The 21,655-nt window shown below is 67.0% G+C and carries 20 protein-coding genes; 5 read left to right on the forward strand and 15 right to left on the reverse strand.

Translation table 11 applies throughout. The features are described from left to right. Positions 1 to 14 precede the first annotated feature (14 nt). From QO207_RS26925 to QO207_RS26940, 4 genes are all read left to right on the forward strand, one after another. Positions 15 to 1,361, forward strand: a complete 1,347-nt coding sequence (locus tag QO207_RS26925; protein ID WP_301535346.1) for a DUF1329 domain-containing protein — start codon at positions 15 to 17, stop codon at positions 1,359 to 1,361. A gap of 302 nt (positions 1,362 to 1,663) precedes the next feature. Beyond that, complete coding sequence (locus tag QO207_RS26930) at positions 1,664 to 2,428, forward strand: SDR family NAD(P)-dependent oxidoreductase (protein WP_301535313.1); 765 nt, start codon at positions 1,664 to 1,666, stop codon at positions 2,426 to 2,428. Between the two features lie 104 nt (positions 2,429 to 2,532). Continuing rightward, positions 2,533 to 3,939, forward strand: coding sequence for a cytosine permease (locus QO207_RS26935; RefSeq protein ID WP_301535314.1), 1,407 nt, complete (start codon positions 2,533 to 2,535; stop codon positions 3,937 to 3,939). 423 nt (positions 3,940 to 4,362) lie between these two features. Continuing rightward, positions 4,363 to 5,169, forward strand: coding sequence for a helix-turn-helix transcriptional regulator (locus QO207_RS26940; protein WP_301535315.1), 807 nt, complete (start codon positions 4,363 to 4,365; stop codon positions 5,167 to 5,169). Between the two features lie 84 nt (positions 5,170 to 5,253). On the opposite strand, the gene QO207_RS26945 is transcribed toward QO207_RS26940, so the two are convergent. The 12 genes from QO207_RS26945 to QO207_RS27000 all read right to left on the reverse strand — a co-directional run bounded on the left by QO207_RS26945 (position 5,254) and on the right by QO207_RS27000 (position 16,884). After that, positions 5,254 to 6,528 (reverse strand): acetyl-CoA hydrolase/transferase family protein, encoded by a 1,275-nt coding sequence (locus QO207_RS26945; RefSeq protein WP_301535316.1) that lies wholly within the window; start codon positions 6,526 to 6,528, stop codon positions 5,254 to 5,256. A gap of 84 nt (positions 6,529 to 6,612) precedes the next feature. Then, positions 6,613 to 6,891, reverse strand: coding sequence for a muconolactone Delta-isomerase (catC, locus tag QO207_RS26950; protein ID WP_301535317.1), 279 nt, complete (start codon positions 6,889 to 6,891; stop codon positions 6,613 to 6,615). A gap of 16 nt (positions 6,892 to 6,907) precedes the next feature. Beyond that, on the reverse strand, positions 6,908 to 8,206 hold the full coding sequence (locus tag QO207_RS26955) for an MFS transporter (RefSeq protein WP_301535318.1): 1,299 nt from the start codon (positions 8,204 to 8,206) through the stop codon (positions 6,908 to 6,910). 191 nt (positions 8,207 to 8,397) lie between these two features. After that, positions 8,398 to 9,285 (reverse strand): acyl-CoA thioesterase II, encoded by an 888-nt coding sequence (locus tag QO207_RS26960; protein ID WP_301535319.1) that lies wholly within the window; start codon positions 9,283 to 9,285, stop codon positions 8,398 to 8,400. A 10-nt stretch (positions 9,286 to 9,295) separates the two neighbouring features. Then, the gene (locus QO207_RS26965) at positions 9,296 to 10,000 is read right to left on the reverse strand and encodes a 3-oxoacid CoA-transferase subunit B (protein WP_301535320.1); all 705 of its coding nucleotides are present in this window, start codon (positions 9,998 to 10,000) and stop codon (positions 9,296 to 9,298) included. Between the two features lie 2 nt (positions 10,001 to 10,002). Beyond that, a complete protein-coding gene (locus QO207_RS26970) occupies positions 10,003 to 10,692 on the reverse strand; it encodes a 3-oxoacid CoA-transferase subunit A (RefSeq protein WP_301535321.1) in 690 nt (229 codons plus the stop codon). A gap of 200 nt (positions 10,693 to 10,892) precedes the next feature. Next, the gene (locus QO207_RS26975; protein ID WP_301535322.1) at positions 10,893 to 11,594 is read right to left on the reverse strand and encodes an SDR family oxidoreductase; all 702 of its coding nucleotides are present in this window, start codon (positions 11,592 to 11,594) and stop codon (positions 10,893 to 10,895) included. 12 nt (positions 11,595 to 11,606) lie between these two features. Next, positions 11,607 to 12,659 carry a cyclase family protein gene (locus tag QO207_RS26980; RefSeq protein WP_301535323.1) on the reverse strand — a complete coding sequence of 351 codons (1,053 nt, stop codon included), beginning with the start codon at positions 12,657 to 12,659 and terminating at the stop codon, positions 11,607 to 11,609. 127 nt (positions 12,660 to 12,786) lie between these two features. Continuing rightward, a complete protein-coding gene (locus tag QO207_RS26985; RefSeq protein WP_301535324.1) occupies positions 12,787 to 13,689 on the reverse strand; it encodes a LysR substrate-binding domain-containing protein in 903 nt (300 codons plus the stop codon). A gap of 138 nt (positions 13,690 to 13,827) precedes the next feature. Further along, the gene (locus tag QO207_RS26990; protein WP_301535325.1) at positions 13,828 to 14,718 is read right to left on the reverse strand and encodes an MBL fold metallo-hydrolase; all 891 of its coding nucleotides are present in this window, start codon (positions 14,716 to 14,718) and stop codon (positions 13,828 to 13,830) included. Between the two features lie 79 nt (positions 14,719 to 14,797). Continuing rightward, positions 14,798 to 15,679 (reverse strand): alpha/beta fold hydrolase, encoded by an 882-nt coding sequence (locus QO207_RS26995; protein WP_301535326.1) that lies wholly within the window; start codon positions 15,677 to 15,679, stop codon positions 14,798 to 14,800. A gap of 8 nt (positions 15,680 to 15,687) precedes the next feature. After that, positions 15,688 to 16,884, reverse strand: a complete 1,197-nt coding sequence (locus tag QO207_RS27000) for an acetyl-CoA C-acetyltransferase (RefSeq protein WP_301535327.1) — start codon at positions 16,882 to 16,884, stop codon at positions 15,688 to 15,690. A 290-nt stretch (positions 16,885 to 17,174) separates the two neighbouring features. Between QO207_RS27000 and QO207_RS27005 the strand changes: the two genes are divergently transcribed. Then, positions 17,175 to 18,413 (forward strand): OprD family porin, encoded by a 1,239-nt coding sequence (locus tag QO207_RS27005; RefSeq protein WP_301535328.1) that lies wholly within the window; start codon positions 17,175 to 17,177, stop codon positions 18,411 to 18,413. Positions 18,414 to 18,665: 252 nt separating this feature from the next. Here the strand turns inward: QO207_RS27005 and QO207_RS27010 are convergent, their stop codons facing one another. From QO207_RS27010 to QO207_RS27020, 3 genes are read right to left on the reverse strand one after another with little or no spacing between them, the layout of a single operon-like run. Further along, positions 18,666 to 19,481, reverse strand: coding sequence for a CoA ester lyase (locus QO207_RS27010; protein ID WP_301535329.1), 816 nt, complete (start codon positions 19,479 to 19,481; stop codon positions 18,666 to 18,668). Positions 19,482 to 19,494: 13 nt separating this feature from the next. Further along, positions 19,495 to 20,655 (reverse strand): acyl-CoA dehydrogenase family protein, encoded by a 1,161-nt coding sequence (locus QO207_RS27015; RefSeq protein ID WP_301535330.1) that lies wholly within the window; start codon positions 20,653 to 20,655, stop codon positions 19,495 to 19,497. 47 nt (positions 20,656 to 20,702) lie between these two features. Next, positions 20,703 to 21,530, reverse strand: coding sequence for a MaoC family dehydratase N-terminal domain-containing protein (locus QO207_RS27020; protein WP_301535331.1), 828 nt, complete (start codon positions 21,528 to 21,530; stop codon positions 20,703 to 20,705). Between the last annotated feature and the right edge of the window lie 125 nt (positions 21,531 to 21,655).

Raw genomic sequence — 21,655 nt, forward strand, 5'->3', positions numbered from 1 at the left:
AATTGTTCCAGGTCATGTTCCAGGTCGGCCTGCTGTTCTGCCTGGCCGGCGCGGGCGACGCCGGCGCTGCCGGCGCTCCCCAGGAGCTGGCGCAACTCGGCCAGCGCCTGACCCCGGTGGGCGCCGAACAGGCCGCCAGCGCCGATGGCCGCATACCTGCCTGGCAGGGCGGGCTGGCGGCCAGCGCCGGGCCGGTCGAGAGCAACGGCCAGCTCGGCGATCCGTTCGCCGGCGAGAAGCCGCTGTTCATCATCACGGCTGCCAACTACCAGCAGTACCAGGCCAACCTGAGTCCCGGCCAGGTTGCGCTGCTCAAGCGCTACCCGGACTACCGCCTGCCGGTCTACCCCAGCCACCGCAGCGTGGCCGTGGCCGATTACCTGAAGCAGGCCGTGGCGCACAATGCCGCCAGCACGCAACTGATCGACGATGGCAACGGCGTGGACAACTACCAGGGCGCCGTGGCCTTCCCGATACCGCATGACGGCCTGGAAGTCATCTGGAACCACGTCACCCGTTATCGTGGCAAAAGCTTCAACGTGACCACCGACAGCATGGCGCCGCAAGTCAACGGTGATTTCACCGTGACCAGTACCGACCGCCGCTTCACGCTTCGCGATCAGGTCAGCGACTACCGCCCCGGGCAGAACGACCAGGTACTCTTCTACTACTTCCAGAAGATCACCGCGCCCGCCCGCGAGGCCGGTGAGGTACTGCTGGTCCACGAGACCGTCGACCAGGTGAAGGAGCCGCGCCAGAGCTGGATCTACAACGCCGGCCAGCGCCGCGTGAGGCGCGCCCCGGACGTTGCCTACGACGCAGTCGGCCCCGGCACCTCCGGGTTGCGTACCGCTGACAACCTGGACATGTACAACGGCGCGCCGGATCGTTACGAGTGGAAGCTGGTGGGCAAGAAGGAACTGTTCATCCCTTACAACAGCTACCGGCTTGCCTCGCCGTCGCTGAAGTACAAGGACATCATCCAGCCCGGGCACATCAACCAGGACCACACCCGCTACGAACTGCACCGCGTCTGGGAAGTGGTCGCCACGCTGAAGCCCGGCGCCCGGCACATCTATGCCAAGCGCCACTTCTTCATCGACGAAGACAGCTGGGCGATCGCCGAAGTCGACCAGTACGACAACCGTGGCGAACTCTGGCGCGTCGGCGAGGCCCATGCCTACTTCCGCTACGACGCCCAGGTACCGCTCAATGCCGCAGAGGTCTTCTACGACCTGCAAAGCGGCCGGTACATCGCTTCCGGGCTGATCAACGAGCAGCGCAAGGCCTATGACTTCAGCTACCAGGCCAGCTCTTCGGACTACACGCCAGCTGCGTTGCGCAGCGAAGGGGTGCGCTGAAGCAGGCCCTTGAGGCCCAATGTCCAGCACCGTCTGGGCATTGGCCTTCTGCTGAGGCGCTTACCCGTTTCGAGGCTGCTCGCCGTCAAGAGTTCGGCGGCAGACATCCGCTCTTCCAACGCAGGGGCAGGCCGGCCCGAGGCGCGTTCCCAAGGCCGCCCGTCCGTCTCTGGATTAAAGACTTATCTGTAGTTGAATCAATAGGATAGAAGTTCATATATCCCCCGATATATGGACGCCCCTGGCGACTGCCATTAGGTTCTGGCCCATCGGTTTTCCATAAAAACAATCAGGAGAAAATCATGGGACGACTCACCGGCAAGGTGGCTCTGATCACCGGGGGCGCTGGCGGCTGTGGCCTCGCAGCGTCCGAACTGTTTGCCCGTGAAGGCGCCAAGGTCGCCATCCTCGACCTGCCGCACAGCGATGGCGTGGCTGTGGCCGAGCGCATCAATGCCAGCGGCGCCAGCGCCTGCTTCATTGCCACCGACGTATCCAACCCCGGCCAGGTCCAGGCAGCCGTGACGCAAGTCGAACGGCGCTTCGGCGCGATCACGGTATTGATGAACCATGCCGGCACGATCCACGTCGGCCCGTTCCTGGAAACCAGCGAGGACGACTGGGACCGGCTGATGGCGATCAACGTCAAGAGCATGTTCCTGGTGACCCGCGCGGTGCTGCCTGGAATGATCGCCGCCGGCGGTGGCAGCGTGATCTGCACCTCGTCGATCTCCGGCGTGGTCGGCACGCCGATGGAAGTGCTGTATTGCACCAGCAAGGGCGCCTGTCACATGTTCGCCCGCGCCATCTCGGTGGAGTTCCGCGACCGCAACATCCGCAGCAACGCCATCTGCCCCGGCTTCATCGGCACCGCCCACGGACGCCGCGAGCTGGACCTGCTGCGCGAACACGGCACCGAGATTTCCGACGCCATGCTGCAAGGCATGCAGGGGCGCCTGTGCGCCCCGGCGGAAGTGGCCGCGGCGGCGCTGTTCCTGGCCAGTGACGATTCCAGCTTCGTCAACGGCACGCACCTGTTTGTCGATAACGCCTACACCGCGGCCTGAATGACTCGAGCCCGCGCCAGCAGCCCATAACAAGGCGCGGCTCTCGAACCCCTGAACTGCCAATGACAAGAACCTACAACACCCTTGGCGAGACGGAGCAATACATGGAAATCGAAAGCAGAAGCGTCGAGTTCATTCCCGAGAATGAACGTTATGGTTCGCCCAAGCGGCTCTTCACCATCTGGTGCAGCGCCAACATGCAAGTCACCACGATGGTGATCGGTGCACTGGGCGTGGTGGCGGGGCTGAACCTTGGCTGGACCGTCATCGGGCTGATCCTGGGCAACCTGATCGGCTCCATCTTCATGGCCGCGCACTCCGCACAAGGCCCGCATCTGGGCATTCCGCAAATGATCCAGAGCCGGGCGCAGTTTGGCGTGATCGGTGCGGGCCTGCCGCTGTCCATCGTGGTTCTGGCGTACATCCTGTTCACCGCGGCCAATGGCGTGGTGATGCGAGACTCGATCAAGGCGGTGGTGCCGGTCTCGGACAACAACGCAATCATCCTGTTCGGCGTACTCACGCTGATCGTTGGCTTCGTGGGCTATGAGCTGATCCACAGGATCGGTGTCTGGATGAGCGCCATCTCGGGCGCCATATTCGCGATGGCCGCCTACATCGTCCTGCAGCACGGGCTGCCGGAGGGTGTGTGGCAGCTATCTGAAAGCACGTTCAAGTTCGCCACCTTCTGCCTGGTAGTGACCCAGGCCGCTTCCTGGACCCTGGGCGCCGGCCCCTACGTGGCCGACTACTCGCGCTACCTGCCGACAAACACATCCACCCGCTCGACCTTCTGGTACAGCTACCTGGGCATCGTGGTGGGTTCCTCCGTCGTCATGCTGCTGGGCGCCATCATGGCGAGCGCGGCCATGGACGTCATCACCGATCCCGGTAGCGCCATTGCCAGGCTGTTCCCCGGATATGGCAAGCTGGCGTACTACGTGATCATCATCGGCGTGCTGGAGTGGAACGTGATGAACCTGTACAGCTCGTACATGTCCACCACGACGATCTTCACCGGCTTCAATGGCACGGCGCGGATCGGCAAGCTGACCAAGTTCATCATCATGGCCATCGTCGCGGCCATCGTGACCTGGATCGCCATCGCTGCCCAATACAACTTCGGTGCCTACTTCAGCGATATCCTGATCGGCCAGGTGTATGTCCTGGTGCCTTGGAGCGCGATCAACCTCGCCGACTATTACCTGATCCGCAAGGGCCGCTACAGCGTGGCGGCGATGTATGACGTCAATGGCATCTACGGCAAGGTGAACTGGACGACCCTGTCCATCTACGCCGCTGCCGTGGTGGTGCAGATTCCTTTCATGGAGCTGTCGTTCTACAAGGGGCCGATCGATCGCATTGTCGGCACGGACATCTCGTGGCTGCCTGCGCTGGTCATTCCCGCCGTCCTGTACTACCTCGTGAACCGCAACAAGCGGCTGCACCTGACGCCGTTCGATAAGGTCCACTCTTCTGCCGCTCCCATCGGCAACCTGAATGGCGCATAGGCAAGGCGAACAAATCAGGGCGCCTGGCAGGTAATGCGGCCAGCGCCGCGCAACTTCGGGCGTCCTGACCATTCCCGCTTCGACACTCGCATCCAGCGTCCCCTCGGTGATGGTGCTTCGGCCAATCTGCTGTAACGGCGAGCACCGGGGACAGCCTGGAGAAGGGCGCTGACGCCGCCCGGTGGGAAGTCAGCCGCCGGGCACCACCCAGTAGAGGGAAGAAGGTTCTTCGTTCGCCCGAATGGATGCACGAGGACTGACTGCCGGCTGAGTCGCCCGCCGCCTGGTTTGCCTGTATCTGGTATTCTCCTTGGCCTCATTCAGGGCCCGTGACGATGCTGCCGAACAGACCCCGACTGCGTACCGCCAGTGAGCAGGCCTGAGAGCGCTTCTGTCCTGGCACTCTTGTGAAGGAGCGCCGAGATGAATAGCCAAGACGCCGAATCCGTAGCGCAGCTGATCGCCGCCGTCGGCAGTGCCAATCTGGGGCGTTGCCTCTGCGCGCTGCTGAAAGGTGTGGTCAGCTTCGACATGAGCGGCCTCTACCTGTTTCGCTTCGATCGTCCCGCCGAACTGCTGCACAACGGCTACAACGGCCAGGTCGCAGCCCGCACCCTGGACGCCTACAGCCGTGGCGGCTACCTGCTCGATCCCTACTATGTCGCCAGCATGAACTCTCATCCCGGCGGCCTGTGGCGGATGAGCGAACTGGCACCGGACAGCTTCTTTTCCTCCGGCTTCGCCATTTCCCCCGACTTGCATCCCTGCGTGTCGTCCAGCCACGGCACGCAGATCGACGAGATTGGCTACATCGTCCACCTGCAGGGTCGCACCGCACTGGTGTTCAGCCTGATGAAGGCGCAGGAACGCGGCCCCTTCGATAGCGCCGAGGTTGCCCATCTGCACCTTTTGACCCCGCTGATCAGCGCAGTGCTGGAACTGCACGGCCGCCTGCTGCCACGCGAGGCAGAGCCAGCCGATGTGAACAGCCAGCTGGAAGGCGCCTTCGTCGGCGCCCTCGGCCAGTTGACCGAGGCCCAGCGCTACATCGCCAAGCTTCTCCTGCAAGGCCACAGCAATGCCTCCATTGCCCGCGAGTTGCGGATATCCGAAGGCACGGTGAAGGTGCACAAGCACAACCTTTATCAGCGCCTGGAGATTTCCAGCCACGCGGAGCTGTTCCGCCTGTTCATCGGCTATATCGCCCAGGCAGGGCGTGAGGCGACATAGCTCAAGCCTGCCTGTGGGCTCTGGCAGGCGTGACCACCCTGGACAGCAAGCCCACTTCCTTGCGGGCGGATACCTCAAGGCGGCCTATTCCAGGGGCGGACATCCGGCCACGGTGCACAGTTGCTCCTCCAGCGCCGCCCGATGTTGCGGGTGGGCGATCTGCAGCATGCATTCCAGGCGTTGGCGCAGGCTCTTGCCGCGCAGGTCGGCGACGCCGTATTCGGTGACGATCAGCCCGGCATCGCTGCGCGGCAGGGTCACCGGGCCGTTGAGCCGGGCGACGATGCGGCTGCTGGCGCCGGCGGTGGAGGGCAGGGCGATGATCGGCAGGCCGCCGCGGCTGCGTGCGGCGCCGCGGAGGAAGTCCAGCGCGCCGCCTACTGCGCCGACGTAGCTGCCGGCGGCGACTTCCGAATTGACCTGGCCGCTGAGGTCCACCTCCACCGCGGAATTGATCGCCACGAACTGGTTCAGGTTGGCCAGCACGTCGGCGTCGTGGGTGTAGGCCGTGGAGCGCAGCTGGATCTTCGGGTTGTCGTGGGCGTAGTCATGGATCACCCGGCTGCCCAGCAACAAGCCGCCGATGGTCACGCCGCGGTCGAGGTTCTTGCGCGCGTTGGTGATCACCCCGGCCTGCATCAGTTGCGCCACGCCGTCGCCGAGGCTGCCCGAATGCACGCCCAGGTCACGGCGGTCGCGCAGGGCGCCGAGCACGGCGTCGGGGATGGCACCGATGCCCATTTGCAACGTGGCGCCGTCGTCGATCAGCCCGGCGATGTGCGCGGCGATGCGGCTATCCGCTTCGCGGATGCGCGCTGGCGGGTTCTCCAGCGGTGGCCGGTCAGTGTGGAGGATGGCGTCGAGGTCTTCGGCACCGAGGGTGCGTTCGCCGAAGGTGCGCGGCGCCTGGCGGTTGACCTCGGCGATGACCACCCGCGCCCGTTCCAGCGCCGGCAGCAGGTATTCGTGGGCGATGCCCAGGCTGTAGCGGCCGTTGGCGTCGGCCGGGGCCAGTTGCAGCAGCAGGACGTCGATGCGCAGCGCACCGCTTTCGATCAGCGCCGGCAGCTGCGAGTAGTGGCAGGGCAGGATGTCGAGCACCCCGGCGTTGCCCAGTTCGCGGTTGGCGCCGGCGCCGCAGTAGGCGAGCAGGTCGACATGCTCGGCGTGCTCGGGGCGGCAGGTGGTGCTGTTGGCGATGCCGAGCAGCACCCGGAAGCGGCCGATGCGCGCACGCTGGGCCATCAGCGCCTCGGTCAGCGGCAGGGGTTCGGCGTTGGCCTGGCCCCAGAGCACGGTGTCGCCGGGGTGGATCAGTTCACTGAGGTCGAGCGCGTGCGCTTGCAGCAGCTGGGGCATGGCTTGGCCGCATCCTGGAATTCTTTTGGGGGAGGGAAGCGGCGGCCCGGGGGGCGGGCCGCCGTACAGCAGGTGGCGAAGGGGTCAGGCGATGGAGGAAGGGTGCTTCGCCAGCGGGGTGACCTGCATGGTCATGTAGGGGAACAGCGGCAGGCTGGAGAGCAGGGCGTGCAGCTCGTCGTTGCTCTCGACATCGAACACGCTGATGTTCGAGTACTGGCCGACGACACGCCACAGGTGCGGCCATTTGCCCGAACGCTGGATCTCGGTGGCCCGGGCCTTCTCGGCGGCCTTGATCGCCTCGACTTCCTCGGCCGGGATATCACGGGGAATGTTCACGTCCATTCTTACGCAGTACAGCATGGTGATTCCTCGGGTTTCAGAGTTTGCTCTGGGACAGCTGCGCGCCACTGGCGGGCTCGCTGTCGTCGTCGTTCAGGAGCTTCGCGTCGACGTCCTGCAGGCGTACGCCACGGGTTTCCGGGAGCAGCAGCACGGCGGTGACGGAGAGTGCGTAGGCCACCAGGCAGAAGGTGCCGATGGACTGCGCCAGGCCGATCTTCTCGGAGAGCACGCCGACGCCGGCGATGGACAGCGCGCCGAGGGACTTGCCCAGGTTGTAGGAGAAGCCCATGCAGGTGGTGCGCACGTGGGTCGGGAACAGTTCGCTGAGGAACGGGCCGAGCACCGCGAAGATGCCGGTGGCGAAGGCGCCCACCGGGAAGGCCATGACCATCAGCAGCTCGGTGCTCATCGGCACCAGCATGTAGACCACGGTGAAGATCCACGCACCGACGCTGAACAGCAGCAGGGCGGGGCGGCGGCCGTAGCGGTCGGCGATCCAGGCGGTGACCATGAAGCCGGCGAAGGCGCCTGCACACATGATCAGCATGGTGAAGATCACCGGACCGGGCTTCAGGCCGCGCTCGGAGACCATCAGCGTCGGCAGCCAGGCCATGATGGTGTAGGCGGCAGCCTGCAGGCCGGTGACCAGTACCGCGCCAAGCAGGGTCAGGCGGATCACCGCGGGGCGGAAGGCGGAAAGCATCGAAGCCTTCTCTTCCACGTTGGCGGTGGCCTGCTGGTAGATCTCCGGGTCCTTCACGTGGCGGCGGATGAACAGCACGAAGCCGGCCGGGATCACGCCAACCCAGAAGGCCACGCGCCAGGCCATGTCCTGCGGCAGCCAGGCGAGCAGGCCGGTCATGATCACCGCAGCGCCCGCCCAGCCCAGGGCGAAGCCGCTCTGCACGAAGCCCAGCGCCTTGCCACGGTGTTCCGGACGGATGACCTCGGCCATCAGCGCCGCGCCCACCGCCCACTCACCGCCGAAGCCCAGGCCCTGCAGGGTGCGGATCACCAGCATCTGCTCGTAGCTCTGGGCGAATCCGGCGATGAAGCCAAACAGGGTGAACCAGCAGATGGTGAAGATCAGGATGCGCACGCGGCCGTAACGGTCGCTGAGGATGCCGGCGATCCAGCCTCCGATGGAGGCGGAGAGCAGCGCGGCGGTGCCGACCACGCCGGCCTCGCCCTTGGAGATCTGCCAGACCGCCATCAGCGCCGGCAGCAGGAAGCTGAACATCTGCGCGTCGTAGGTATCCAGCGCCCAGCCGGAGAAGCAGGCCCAGAAGGTCTTGCGCTCCTGCCGGGAGCCGGTTTTGTACCATTCGAACATGGGGATTACCGTCCTTATTGTTATTGGGTGTCGGTTCGTGGCGGGCCACGATTGCAGCGTTTGGGTGGTGCCCGTTGGGCGAGCTGACCGCCAGGCGGGCGGGGTGTCAGTTCGTGCAACGAGCATGCGGCAGATTGCTTCGCGCGCCCATTTGCCTTTGCGAAAGCCTGCCTTTGCGCGGGGTTAAGCGCTCAGTCGGTCCTCGGCGAAATCAGCAGGTCCTGGGCCATGCTGGCGATCAGGCGGCCGTCGCGGCGGTAGATGTGCGCCAGCGCCAGGCCGCGCCCGGCGAGGCTGCGTGTGCCCTGGCTGACGAACAGCAGCCAGTCGTCGCAGGCCGGCTCCGGGGTATGGAACCACAGCGTGTGATTGAGGTTGGCGACGTAGTGGCCGTGGCGCAGCCCGCCCGCGCTGGCAGGCGGCGCCAGGGCGCCGTTGAACCAGCAGTCGGAGAGGTAGGCCAGTGCCGCATGGTGCAGGCAGCCCTCGGCGGTCAGCGGTTGCAGCAGGCGCACCCAGTAGGCGATTTCGCTCGGCGCCGAGGCGTTGCCAAAGTACGCCTCGGGGTTAACCGGGCGGATATCCAGCAGCGGTTGCCCGGTGAAGCGCAGCTGCACCGCCTCGCCCTGGCCCGGATAGCGCTCGGCCAGCTCGCGCAGGTCCGGCAGGCTTTCCGGCGGAGGGATATCGCCCGCCAGGCGCGGCGCCGCCTCGGCACTCTCGCCGGGCAGCTGGAAGGTCGCGTGGGCGCTGAGCACCACGGCGGTGCCCTGTACGCCGTAGATGTGCCGGCTGGAAAAACGCCGGCCATCCTGCAGCGCTTCCACCTTGTACTCCAGCGCGTCCTCGGGGCGGGCGCCCTGCAGGAAGGTTGCCTGCAGGGTGCTCGGTACGCGGTTCGGCACGGTTTGCGCGGCGGCCCAGAGGGCCTGGCCTAGCAGTTGTCCGGCATAGACGCGGCCGTTGACGTTGCTGTCGTTGACGGTGGCGCGGAAGGTGTCCTGCGGGCCGTCTTCCAGGCTCAGCAGCTGTGTCAGATCGCCCTGGTCCCAGGCTCTTGCGCGGTCGAAGGTGCCCACGGTGGCGTCCTCAGGCGGAGCTGCCCAGGGCGCGCTCGGCGCTCGGGCTCAGGGCCCGCACCGGGCGGTTGGGCAGCAGGGAGAAGTCCAGCGGAATCGGCGTGATCGCCTGCAGCGCTTCGGCCGTGGTCTCGCCCACCAGCTCGATCACCTGCACGCCTTCGGCAGTGATCTCCAGGGTGGCGAGGTCGGTGTAGACGCGGCTGACGCAGCCGATGCCGGTGAGCGGGTAGGTACAGCTTTCGATGAGCTTGCACGCGCCGTCCTTGGCCAGGTGCTCCATCATCACGAAGATGCGCTTGGCGCCGATGGCCAGGTCCATGGCGCCGCCGACGGCGGGGATGGCGTCCGGCGCGCCGGTGTGCCAGTTGGCCAGGTCACCGTTGGCGGCGACCTGGAAGGCGCCGAGCACGCAGATGTCGAGATGGCCGCCGCGCATCATGCCGAAGGAGTCGGCGTGATGGAAAAACGCAGCCCCCGGCGCCAGGCAGATGGGCTCCTTGCCGGCGTTGATCATGTCCCAGTCTTCCTCGCCGGGCTTGGCCCCGGTCCAGCGGCCGAGCACGCCGTTCTCGCTGTGCAGGAAGATGTCCTTGTCCGCCGGCAGGTGGTTGGCCACCAGGGTCGGGAGGCCGATGCCGAGGTTGACGTAGGCGCCCTCGGGGATGTCGCGGGCCACGCGGGTGGCCATGGCGTTGCGGGTCTGTTTGTCCATGCTCAACCTGCCTTGCTCTGGCTGACGGCGCTGCTGCGCTGCACGATGTGCTTGACGAAGATGCCGGGGGTGACCACGTGCTCCGGGTCGATCTCGCCCAGGGCGCAGACGCGGCCCACCGAGGCAATGGTGTGGCGCGCGGCCATGGCCATCACCGGGCTGAAGTTGCGCGCGGTCTTGCGGTAGGTGAGGTTGCCCCAGCGGTCGCCGAGTTCTGCGTTGATCAGCGCGTAGTCGACATGGATCGGCGACTCCAGCACGTAGTGGCGGCCGTCGATCAGCCGGGTTTCCTTGCCCTCGGCCAGCAGGGTGCCGTAGCCGGTGGGGGTGAAGAAGCCGCCGATGCCGCAGCCGGCGGCGCGCAGGCGTTCGGCGAGGTTGCCCTGGGGGACGATCTCCAGCTCGATCCTGCCGGCGCGATACAGCTCCTCGAAGACGTGGGAGCCGACCATGCGCGGGTAGGAACAGAGAATCCGCCGTACCTGGCCGGCCTTGAGCAGGGCGGCCAGGCCGGTGTCGCCTTGGCCTGCATTGTTGCTCACCAGGGTGAGGTCGCGCGCGCCCTGGGCGATCAGCGCGTCGATCAGGTCCTCGGGCATCCCGGCACCGCCGAAGCCGCCCACGGCGATGGTCGCGCCGTCGGGAATCTCGGCCAGCGCCTGGGCGGCACTGGGGCAAAGCTTGTCGATCATGACTGCGGGTCCTTTGTCGTTTTTATCGCGGACGGACGCGGCTTTCGAAAGCCCTCATCGCCCCTGGAAACCAGCTTGCCAGTGCGCCTGGAGGGTCACAATTTCAGTCTGCGGAAGGGGCGTTTAACCCCCGGTTAAGAGGGCGCGCCGGCCTTGTGTGGTGCGGGCTGGCGCGCTTCGGGAGCGCTTGAGACGGCGGTTCAGACAGCGGCAACACCGACGGTCATGCCGCCGCAGACGTAGAGCACCTGGCCGGTGACGAAACCGGCGCGTGCATCGAGGAAGAACGAGGCGGCCTGGGCGATGTCGTCCGGCACGCCGAGGCGCTTCACCGGCACGCTGTCGATGATCGCCTGGGTGCGCGGGCTGTCCGGCGGGTTGGCGCGCTCGAACAGCTCGGTGCGGATCGGCCCCGGGCCGATGGCGTTGGCGGTGATGCCGTGGCGGCCCAGCTCCAGCGCCCAGACGCGGGTCATGCCCAGCAGCCCGGCCTTGGTGGCGGCGTAGGCGGTACGCAGCTCCTTGCCCAGCGCGGCGCGCGAGGACATGTTGAGGATGCGCCCGAAACCGGCTTCCTTCATTCCCGGCAGCAGCGCCTGCATGCACTGCAGCGAGCAGCGTACGTTGAGCGCCCAGACCCGCTCCAGCTCCTCGAAGCTCTGCTCGTCCGCCGGGTTCGGGCAGACCATGCCGACGTTGTTCACCAGGCGGGTGATCGGCCCGTCGACCAGTGCCTGTTCCAGCGCGGCAGCAGTGGCGGCGGTGTCGGTGAGGTCGGCGATCAGGCCGTCGCCGATGCGGTCGATGATCACCGGCTCGAAGCCGTCCTCGCGGCAGCGTTGGGCGATAGCGGCGCCGATACCGGAGGCGCCTCCGGTGATGAGTACGCGTTCTTTGGGCACGGTGGGACTCCGTCAGACAGTGGCGATGGGGTTGAGCGGCGCGCCCACGGCGCCGGGCAGGCGCAGCGGCGGGGCGGTGAGCAGGAAGCGGTTGCGGCCGTTGGCGCGCAGCCACTGGGCCAGCGGCGTTAGGTGCCACAGCTCGCCCAGGTGCACGCCGAGCTTGAACAGGCAGTGGTGGTGCAGCGGCATCACCGAGCAGCAGTCACCGGCTTGCCCGGCGGGGAAGATTTCCACCGAGTAGTTGTCGGCGGCGATGGCCACCAGGTTGCTGTCGGTGATCCAGTTCAGCAGGCGGCTGTCGTTGCCATCGAGCACCGCGGCGAGGCGTTCCAGCTCTGCCGGGTCGGGGTTGCGGTTCATCCCCAGCAGGGCTTCGGCGTAGCCGGTGTGCAGGCAGACGAGGTCGCCGGCTTCCACTTCCACGCGGTCGGCTTCGAGCACGCGCATCAGCTCGTCGTAGCCGACGTGGGTGCGGCCCAGGCCGTAGTGATGGTGCAGGTCGATCATCACGCCGCGGCCCTGCACGCAGGTCTCGGCCATCCGTTCGATGCCCAGGGCGTGGGCGCAGGAAGTGCTGTGGGGCTTGATCGGCCCGGCGATGCCGCAGTCCTCCAGCTCGCTGGGGCCTTCGATGTCGCCACCGGCGCTGAAGCCGTTGTAGTACAGCGGTTCGGGTACGCCGTCGTCGTTGGCGTCGAACAGCGCGCCGACGTGGGACAGCGCATCCCACTGCGTGGAGTACTGCAGGTGGAGGATCGCCAGGTCGTCGCTGAGCACGTCCGGCCGGCCTTCCTGGATCCACTGGTACTGGTAGTTCATGTTGACCCCGCCCTTGCGCAGCAGCGGGCGCAGGATCGGCGGCAGGCGGTTGACGTTCATCGCGTTGCCGCCCGGGTAGTCCAGCGGCAGGCTGAGGCAGAAGGCCAGGCCTTCGCGGACTTCGGCGACGCCCTGCAGGACCTTTTCCGGAGTCAGCAGGTTCAGTCGTCCCCTCTGGTCGTCAGGGCCGAAATCGCCCCAGTTCGAGCCCTCGGGGCGTTTCTTCCAGCGTGGTTCGGCCATGGTCGATGGTCCTTGTTGTTGTCGGTGGCGGGTCGCCCGGGATGGCGGCGCGTCCTTGTGCTGCAAGGCTCCCAGACTCGTTGGAGGCGGACAATTGGCCTCTTTGGAAGGCGGCTTTAACGCAGGATTAAGCCGCGCGGTAGCAGTCGATCAGGCTGTCGGCGAAGTCGCGGGCGAAGGCCGAGAGGCCGTCGAAATCCTGCGCGCAGAGCTGGAAGGTGCGCACCGCCCAGGGGTCGAGCAGCTTGCAGGAGCCGATCTTCTGGCTGCCCTTGAGGCGCTCGAAACCGGCCTGGGGCACGATGGCGATGCCGGCGCCGGCTTCCACCATGCGGAAGATCGCGTCGGAACTGGCGACCTGCACGCGGATGGTCAGCGGGATGTGCAGCGCCGCTGCCGCGCGACTGAGGAAGACGTGGATGGCGCTGCCTTCGAGCAGGGAGACGAAGGCGTACTGCAGCGCCTCCTTGAAGTGCACTTCGCCGCCTTTGAGGATCGGGTGACCTTCCGGGGCGATGACCATCAGCCGGCTGCTCACCAGCGGCACGCTCTGCAGGCCGTCGGTGACCACGCTGCCGGAGACGATGCCCAGGTCCGCGCTGCCGTCGCGGATGCAGCGCACGATGTCGTCGGAGAGGCGCTCGCGCATGTCGATGTGCACGTCGGGGTGGCTCTTGAGGTATTCACCTACCACCGGCGGCAGGTACTCGGTGATGGCGGTGGTATTGGCCAGCAGGCGCAGCTGGCCCTTGAGCCCTTCGGCGTACTGCTGCAGGTCGCCGGTGAGCATCTCCAGCTGGGAGAGGATGATGCGCGCGTGCTGCAGGTAGGTCTTGCCGGCGTTGGTCAGGGTCACGCCCTGGGGCGAGCGCTCCAGCAGGCGCATGCCGAGGTTGTCCTCGAGGTTCTTGATGCGGTTGCTGGTGGCCGGCACGGAGAGGAACGAGCGTTCCGCGCCGCGGGTGAGGCTGCTGGTTTCCGCGATGTTGATGAACAGCCGGAAATCCGTGATATCGAAATGCATCGCCATGGTCTGGTACTTCTTGCCAAGTGGTATACCACGGTACTGGCTGGCGAATAGCCTGCATAGACGGCATTCGTCGGTCCGGCGCCGCTCTGGTAGCCCGCGCCGGCATTGCTCGGGAGCACGCCGGCGCGGGCTGCCGGATCACCAGTGGGCCGCCTCGAAGGCGAAGCCCGAGCCCTGGCGGCGGATGAAGCCGCAGTGCGGTTCGCCGAAGTGCACCGGCAGGATCAGCGCGCCGGAGTCGGCCGCGTCGTTGAGGAAGGCCAGGCGCGTCTGACGGGCGGTGTCCTCCCAGATACAGTAGCCGGAGTTGATTTCCGGGCGGACGATCTGCACCGGGCTGTGCAGGATGTCGCCGCAGAAGATGCCTTCCTCGCCGCCGGAGCGCACCTTGAAGATCACCTGGCCGGGGCTGTGGCCGGGGGCCGCCTGCACCTGCAGGCAGTCGGCGATTTCCTCGCCGGGCTCCATCATCTTCGCCAGGCCGGCATCGACGATGGGCATCACGCTGTCGAAGAAGGACTCGCCGAACACGTCGATGACGCCGCCTTCCCTGTTCTTGCCCTGGTGGCAGAAGTCGAAGTCGTCCCTGGGGAAGTGGTAGGTGGCGTTGGGGAAGGTCGGTTCCCAGCGGCCATCCTTCCAGGTGGTGTTCCAGCCCACGTGGTCCGAATGCAGGTGGGTGATCACCACGTGGGTGACCTTCTCCGGCGGCGCGCCGGCGGCGATCATCCACTCGCGCACCAGGCCGTTGAGCATGTTCATCCGCGCGATGCCGGGGCGCGGCTTGAAGTTGCCGACGCCGGTGTCGACCACCACGATCTCGTTGCCCACGTGCACGATCCAGAACTGGATGGTGACGATGAGCTTGTTCATGTGCTCGATCCAGTGGTTGGGCGCCATCAGCTCGCGGTGTTCGGCGAGCACGTCCTGGTCCATTTGCGGGAAGAGGAAAGCCGGGTCGTGGGTGGGGCCGGCGTATTCGAGAATGCGGGTGACCTTGATGTCACCGATCATGCGGGACTGCATCATGGCGCGGTGTTCCTCATTGTTGTTCTGTCTTTGATTGCACGGTTGATTGCACGGCTGGCAAGGCCGCTCACGGTGGTGGTCAGGCTGCGTGGCGGCTGGCGCCGACGCGGTGCCGGGGCTGTTCGATGAACTCGCGGTAGATCGCCGCGCCCGACAGCCCGGAGCACACATAGCCGCGCACCAGCGCCGCGACCAGGCGCGGGCTCTGCAACGGCATGAAGTGCCCGGAGGCTACCTGCAACGGCTCAATCTGCGTGGCGAAACCGGCCAGGCGGTCGATTTCCGCCGGGGGCCGCAGGGCGTCGTATTCGCCGGCCACCAGCAGCGTGCGGGCCGGCAGGCGCGGCAAGTCAGCCTCCAGTTCCAGGCCGGCGAGCATGGCGAAGGTGGCGGCGAATCCCTGCGGATCGGCAGCGCGCCAACGCAGGCGGAAGGCCTCGAAGACTTCCGCATCGGTACGCAGCGGCGCGGGCCAGGTCTTGTCCAGCAGCGCCGGCACCAGTTCGCCCAGGCCTTCGCTGCGCAGCGCAGCGGCGCGCTGGCGAGTCGCCTCGCGAGCCGTGGCGGCGACGCCGCAGGCCGGCGCCAGGCCGATCAGTTGCTGGCAGCGCTCGGGGTGGCAGGCGGCGAAGCGGATGGTGATGGCCGCGCCGACCGCCACGCCCATCAGCGCGACAGGTGACTCGATGCGCAGCGCGTCGAGCAGCGCAGCCAGGTCGGCGACATGGTCGTCGATGGCCAGCTCGCCGGGGAATTTCTCCGACAGCCCGGCGCAGCGCGTGTCGTAGCGCAGCAGGGTGAGCTCGCCGGCCAGCGTCGCGCAGAGGTCATCCCAGCTTTCCAGGCTGCCGCCCATTTCGTGCACCAGCACCAATACGGGCGCATCCGTGCTTTCAGCCGGCAACAGCTGGTAGCGCAGGGCGGTGCCGTTGACCTCGATCCAGCTCAGATTCTTCGACATGGTTGACCTCACACCCGCTCGAACAGCGCGGCCAGGCCCTGGCCGCCGCCGATGCACATGGTCTCCAGGCCGAAGCGCGAGCCGCGGCGCTGCATCTCGTGGAGCAGGGTGGTCATGATGCGCACGCCGGTGGCGCCGATCGGGTGGCCGAGGGAGATGCCCGAGCCGTTGACGTTGACCCGCTCGTCGTTCTCCAGGCCCCAGGCCTTGAGCACCGCCAGCGCCTGGGCGGCGAAGGCCTCGTTGACCTCGATCAGGTCCATCTCCGCCAGGGTGCGCTGGCTGCGTTGCAGCAGGCGGTCCACCGCCGGCACCGGGCCGATGCCCATGCGCGCCGGGTCGCAGCCGGCTGCCGCCCAGTCCACCAGGCGCGCCAGCGGCTGCAGGTTGTGGCGCCGTGCGTAGTCCGGCGAGACCACCAGGCAGGCTGCCGCCGCGTCGTTCTGCTGGCTGGAGTTGCCGGCGGTGCAGACGCCATCGGGCAGCAGCGTGCGCAGGCCGGCCATGCCGTCGAGGCTGGCGTCTTCGCGGATGCCTTCGTCCATCGACACCAGGGTCTGGCTGCCGCGCTTGCCCGGCACGGTCACCGGCACCACTTCATTGGCAAAGCGGCCCTCGCGCCAGGCGGTGGCGGCGTTCTGGTGGCTGCGCACGGCGAAGCGGTCGGCTTCCTCGCGGCTGATGGCGTAGTCGCGGGCGAGGTTCTCGGCGGTCTCGGGCATGCCGGAGATGCGCCCGAAACGCTCCTGCGGCTGCGAGCGCTCGCGGCCACGCTCCAGGCGGTCGTGGAACTTCACGCTGCCGGCGCGGGCGCCCCAGCGCATGTCGGTGCTGTAGTACTCGATGTTGCTCATGCTCTCCACACCCACCACCAGCACCGCCTGGGCGGCGCCGGTCTGCACGTGCATGGCGGCGTCGATCACTGCCTGCAGCCCCGAGCCGCAGCGGCGGTCGAGGGTGTAGCCGGGCACTTCCAGCGGCAGGCCGGCGGCCAGAGCGGCGTAGCGGCCCATGCAGGGCGCCTCGCTGGAGGCATAGGACTGCGCAACGATAACCTCGTCCAGGGTGGCCGGCGGGACGTCCACCCGCTGCAGCAGCGCCTGGATGATGCCGGCGGCGAGCTGGTCGGCGGTCAGCGGGGCGAGGGCGCCGCCGAACTTGCCGATGGGGGTTCGCAGGGGGGAAACGATCAGCGCGTCGTGCATGGGGTCGGCCTTGTTCTGGAAGATGGGAGTGGGGCGAGGGAATGCCGGCCAGCATGGGCAAGGCGATGCGGTGCGGGAATTTCGCATCGCGAAAGCCTGCCTTCCGCGTTGCTTAAGTCGCCACGCCTGCCGGGGCTGCGCAGCGCTCTTCGTTTTCCTGAAACGGCTCCTTAAGCAAAACCCAATACCTGCTCGCGCCTTCGCCTTTGCATCCTTCTGCGCATCCCGGCGTTCCCCCTCCGGGTCATTTCCCGTTTCGCAAAACAACAACAACCAACACGGATACCCCCATGCAGAATCCTTCCCTGGCGCAGCTCTTCGGTCTGCTCGCGCTGCCGCCCGCCCTCGCTCTGCCGACCCTGGCCCAGGCCGAATTCATCAAGGACAGCAGCGTCAGCCTCAGCCTGCGCAACGTCTACTTCAACCGCGACTTCCGCCAGGACAACGCGGCGCAATCCAAGCGCGAGGAGTGGGCCCAGGGCTTCATGTTCAGCGCCAAGTCCGGCTACACCGAAGGCACCGTGGGCGTCGGCCTGGACCTCTACAGCGCACTGGGCGTGAAGCTGGATTCCTCCGATGCGCGCGCCGGCACCGGCCTGCTGCCCAACCGCTTCGGCGACTCCGGGCCGGGCAGCTACAGCGACCTGTCTGGCGTCGCGAAGATGAAGATCGCCAAGACCGAACTGAAGGTTGGCGGCTTCACCCCGAAGACGCCGATCCTGCTCTCCAGCGATGCGCGCCTGCTGCCGCCGATCTTCAACGGCGCCACCGTCAGCTCCACCGACATCGACAACCTGACGCTGGACCTGGGCCGCTTCGACAAGGTCAACTTCCGCAACTCCAGCGGTAACCACGACAAGATTCTCGCCGGCAACTACGGCGTCAGCGGCGATCACTTCGACTACTTCGGCGCCACCTACGCCTTCTCGCCGACGGTCAACCTCGCCTACTGGCGCGCCGAGCTGCAGGACGTCTACCAGCAGAACTACCTGGGCTTCAACGGCAGCCGCAAGGCCGGCGACTGGGTACTGAGCGCCGCCCTCGGCTACTTCGATTCCTCGGAGAACGGCGCCGCCCGTGGCGGCGACATCGACAACGGCCTGACCACCGCGATGCTCTCGGCCAACTATGGCGCGCAGACCTTCCGCGTCGGCTACCAGGACAACAGCGGCGACAGCCCCTTCCCGTACCTGCAGGATGCCGACACCTACGGCGCCAACGTGGTACAGATCCTCGACTTCACCCGCGCCCGCGAGACCTCCTGGCAACTGCGCCACGACCTCGACTTCGCCGCCTTTGGCGTGCCTGGCCTGACCGTGATCAACCGCTACATCCGCGGCGACGGCTACGAGATCGGCGGCCAGTCCGGCAAGGAATGGGAGCGCAACCTCGACGTCACCTACGTGGTGCAGAGCGGCCCGCTGAAGAACCTCGGCGTGCGCTGGCGCAACGCCACGGTGCGCTCCGATGGCGCCGGCGAGCTGGACGAGAATCGCCTGATCCTCTCCTACACGCTGCCGCTCAAATGAGTCGCGCCGGCCACCCTCCACAAGAGGGTGGCCGGTCGATCCACCGCGCCGCTTCAGCGAGCGGCGCGGTGCGTCATCCGGACGGCGAAACATCCGTCGCCGCCTCCGGAATCCCCACCCTGCGGTACCTCAACGCCCGGTCTCCACGATGGACCGGGCGTTGTTGTTTGCGCAGCTTCGCCGCCGGCCGGGCAGGAATCGCAGGCATAAAAAAGCCGGCCACGTGAGCCGGCAAAAGCGAGTTCGATGAGCTCAGTCGTGCAGGGCGAGCAGGCGGCGGGCGCGCTCGATCACCGGGGCGTCGACCATCTGCCCGTCGAGCTGGAAGGCGCCGTTGCCCTGGGCCGCGCCGACGATCTTCTGCGCCCAGTCGAGCTGCTCGCGGGTCGGTGCCAGTGCCTGGTGCACGCCGATGACCTGGCGCGGGTGGATGCACAGCATGCCGGCGAAGCCGGTGTCGCGGGCATCACGGGCGAAGCGGGCGAGGCCGTCGAGGTCGGCGATGTCGGGGAACACCGTGTCCAGCGGCGCCGCCAGGCCGGCCAGGCGGGTGTGCAGCAGCAGGTCGTAGCGCACCTGGTCGAGCAGGCGCGCCGCGGCGCTGCTGCCGGCGCTCATGCCCAGGTCCAGGCACAGGTCGAGGCCGCCGAAGGTCAGGCGCTGCACGCCGGGCACACGGGCCATCTCCGGCAGGGCCAGCAGGCCGAGGGCGCTCTCGATGATCGGCAGCACCGGCTTGCCGAGGGCGGCGGCGTTGACCACCTGCTCGACGCTTTCCGCCTTGGGCAGCAGCACGCCGAGCACACCGCGATGGCGGCACAGGTCCAGATCGTCGTTGTGCTCCAGATGACCGGCCATGTTCACCCGCACCCACACGCCGGCTTCCGGCGTGGCGTCGAGGAAGGCGCGCAGGTGTTCCCGCGCCTGGGCCTTGGCGGACGCCTGCACGGCGTCCTCCAGGTCGACTATCACCACGTCGGCGCCGCTGGCCAGGGCCTTGGCGAAACGCTCCGGGCGATCGCCGGGCACGAACAACGCGCTGCGCAGTTTTTCCAGGGGCATGTCCATGGGCAAACCTCCCTTAGAACGAACGCGGCAGTTCGAGCAGGTGCTCGGCCACGTACGACAGGATCAGGTTGGTGGAGATCGGCGCCACCTGGTACAGGCGGGTTTCGCGGAACTTGCGCTCGACGTCGTATTCGTTGGCGAAGCCGAAGCCGCCGTGGGTCTGCAGGCAGGCGTTGGCGGCTTCCCAGCTGGCCTTGGCGGCCAGGTACTTGGCCATGTTGGCGGCGGCGCCGGCGTTCTTGCCGCTGTCGTATTCCTGGCAGGCGCGCCAGCGCATCAGGTCAGCCGCTTCGATCTCGATATAGGCCTCGGCGATGGGGAACTGCACGCCCTGGTTCTGCCCGATCGGGCGGCCGAACACCACGCGGTCGCGGGCGTACTGCGCGGATTTTTCATTGAACCAGCGGCCGTCGCCGATGCACTCGGCGGCGATCAGCGTGCGCTCGGCATTGAGGCCGTCGAGGATGTACTTGAAGCCCTTGCCCTCTTCGCCGATCAGGTTGCCGGCGGGGATTTCCAGGTTGTCGAAGAACAGCTCGTTGGTCTCGTGGTTGACCATGTTGGCAATCGGCTGCACGGTCAGGCCGTTGCCGATGGCTTCGCGCAGGTCGACGAGGAAGATCGACATGCCYTCGGACTTCTTCTTCACCTCGGCCAGCGGCGTGGTGCGGGCCAGCAGGATCATCAGGTCGGAGTGCTGGACGCGCGAGATCCACACCTTCTGGCCGTTGATCACGTACTTGTCGCCCTGGCGCACGGCGGTGGTCTTGATCTTGGTGGTGTCGGTGCCGGTGGTGGGCTCGGTTACGCCCATGGACTGCAGGCGCAGTTCGCCGCTGGCGAGCTTGGGCAGGTAGTAGGCTTTCTGCTCGGCGCTGCCGTTCCGCAGCAGGGTGAACATGTTGTACATCTGCCCGTGGATGGTGCCGGAGTTGCCGCCGCAATGGTTCACCTCTTCGAGGATCACCGACGCCTCGGCCAGGCCCAGGCCGGAGCCGCCGTATTCTTCCGGGATCATCGCCGAGAGCCAGCCGGCTTCGGTCATGGCGCGGACGAAGTCCTCGGGGAAGCCTTTCTCTTCGTCGATCTTGCGCCAGTACTCAGCGGGGAACTCCGCGCACAGGGCGCGCACGCCGTCACGGATGGCCTGGAGTTCTTCGTGGGTGGACGTCATCGAAACACCTCATGTCTTTCTTGTTGGAGGCACCGGGAAGGGTGCGGTCAGTCGAATTCCACTTCGCCGCGCTGGGCGATGCCGGCGCCGTTGCCGGCCCAGACTTCGGCCTTGCCGGGGCCGCTCAGGCGGCCGCCGACCTGGAACGGCTCGGGGCTGATCAGCGGGCGCAGGCCGCGATAGGCGTAACGACGCAGGCGTGCATTGGGATTGGCGCGGCAGAACGCGCGCAGGTTCAGTGTGCCGATCAGCGGGCCGTGCACCACCAGGCCGGGGTAGCCCTCGGCGCCGGTGACGTAGGGCCAGTCGTAATGGATGCGGTGGCCGTTGAAGGTCAGCGCGGAGTAACGGAACAGCAGGATCGGCGAGGGCTCCACCGCCTCGCTCCAGTCCCCGGCGGGCAGCGCATCGCCGCTGGCGAGCTTGGGCGGCGTGGGCTCGCGGTAGACGATGTCCTGCTCCTCGCTGAGCGCCAGGCGGCCGTCCTGGGCGAATTCGTGGCGCAGGGTGACGAACAGCAGCGCGCCGGTGCGGCCGTGCTTTTCCTCGACATTGAGGATGGTGGTGGTGCGCTTGGCCACGCCGCCAACCCGCAGCGGCTCGTGGAATTCCAGGCGGCCGCCGGCCCACATGCGGTTGCGCCCATCGGCCGGCGGCAGGAAGCCGCCGCGTGCCGGATGGCCATCGGCGCCCAGGCCGGACTCGACCACTTCGTCCTGGAAGAACATCCAGTGCCACAGCGGCGGCAGCGCGTCGCCCGCCGCCGGCACCTCTTCCGCCAGGGTCACGGCCAGGCGGCGCACCAGCAGCGCACTCAGTTCTTCCTCGCGTTCCTGGGAGCGGCCGATCCAGTCGGCGTAGGGCGAATCGCTCATTTCTGCTCTCTCATGGCTGTCAGAGTGGATGGACGGAGCATGCAACAGGGCTTGCGTTCATCGAATCCACATTTTCATAATCCAGCGTTAGGCTTTGCCTAACGCCATTTCTACACTTCAAGCCT

The sequence above is a fragment of the Pseudomonas sp. CAN1 genome (genome assembly GCF_030462585.1).
In the GTDB taxonomy this organism is placed as follows: domain Bacteria; phylum Pseudomonadota; class Gammaproteobacteria; order Pseudomonadales; family Pseudomonadaceae; genus Pseudomonas.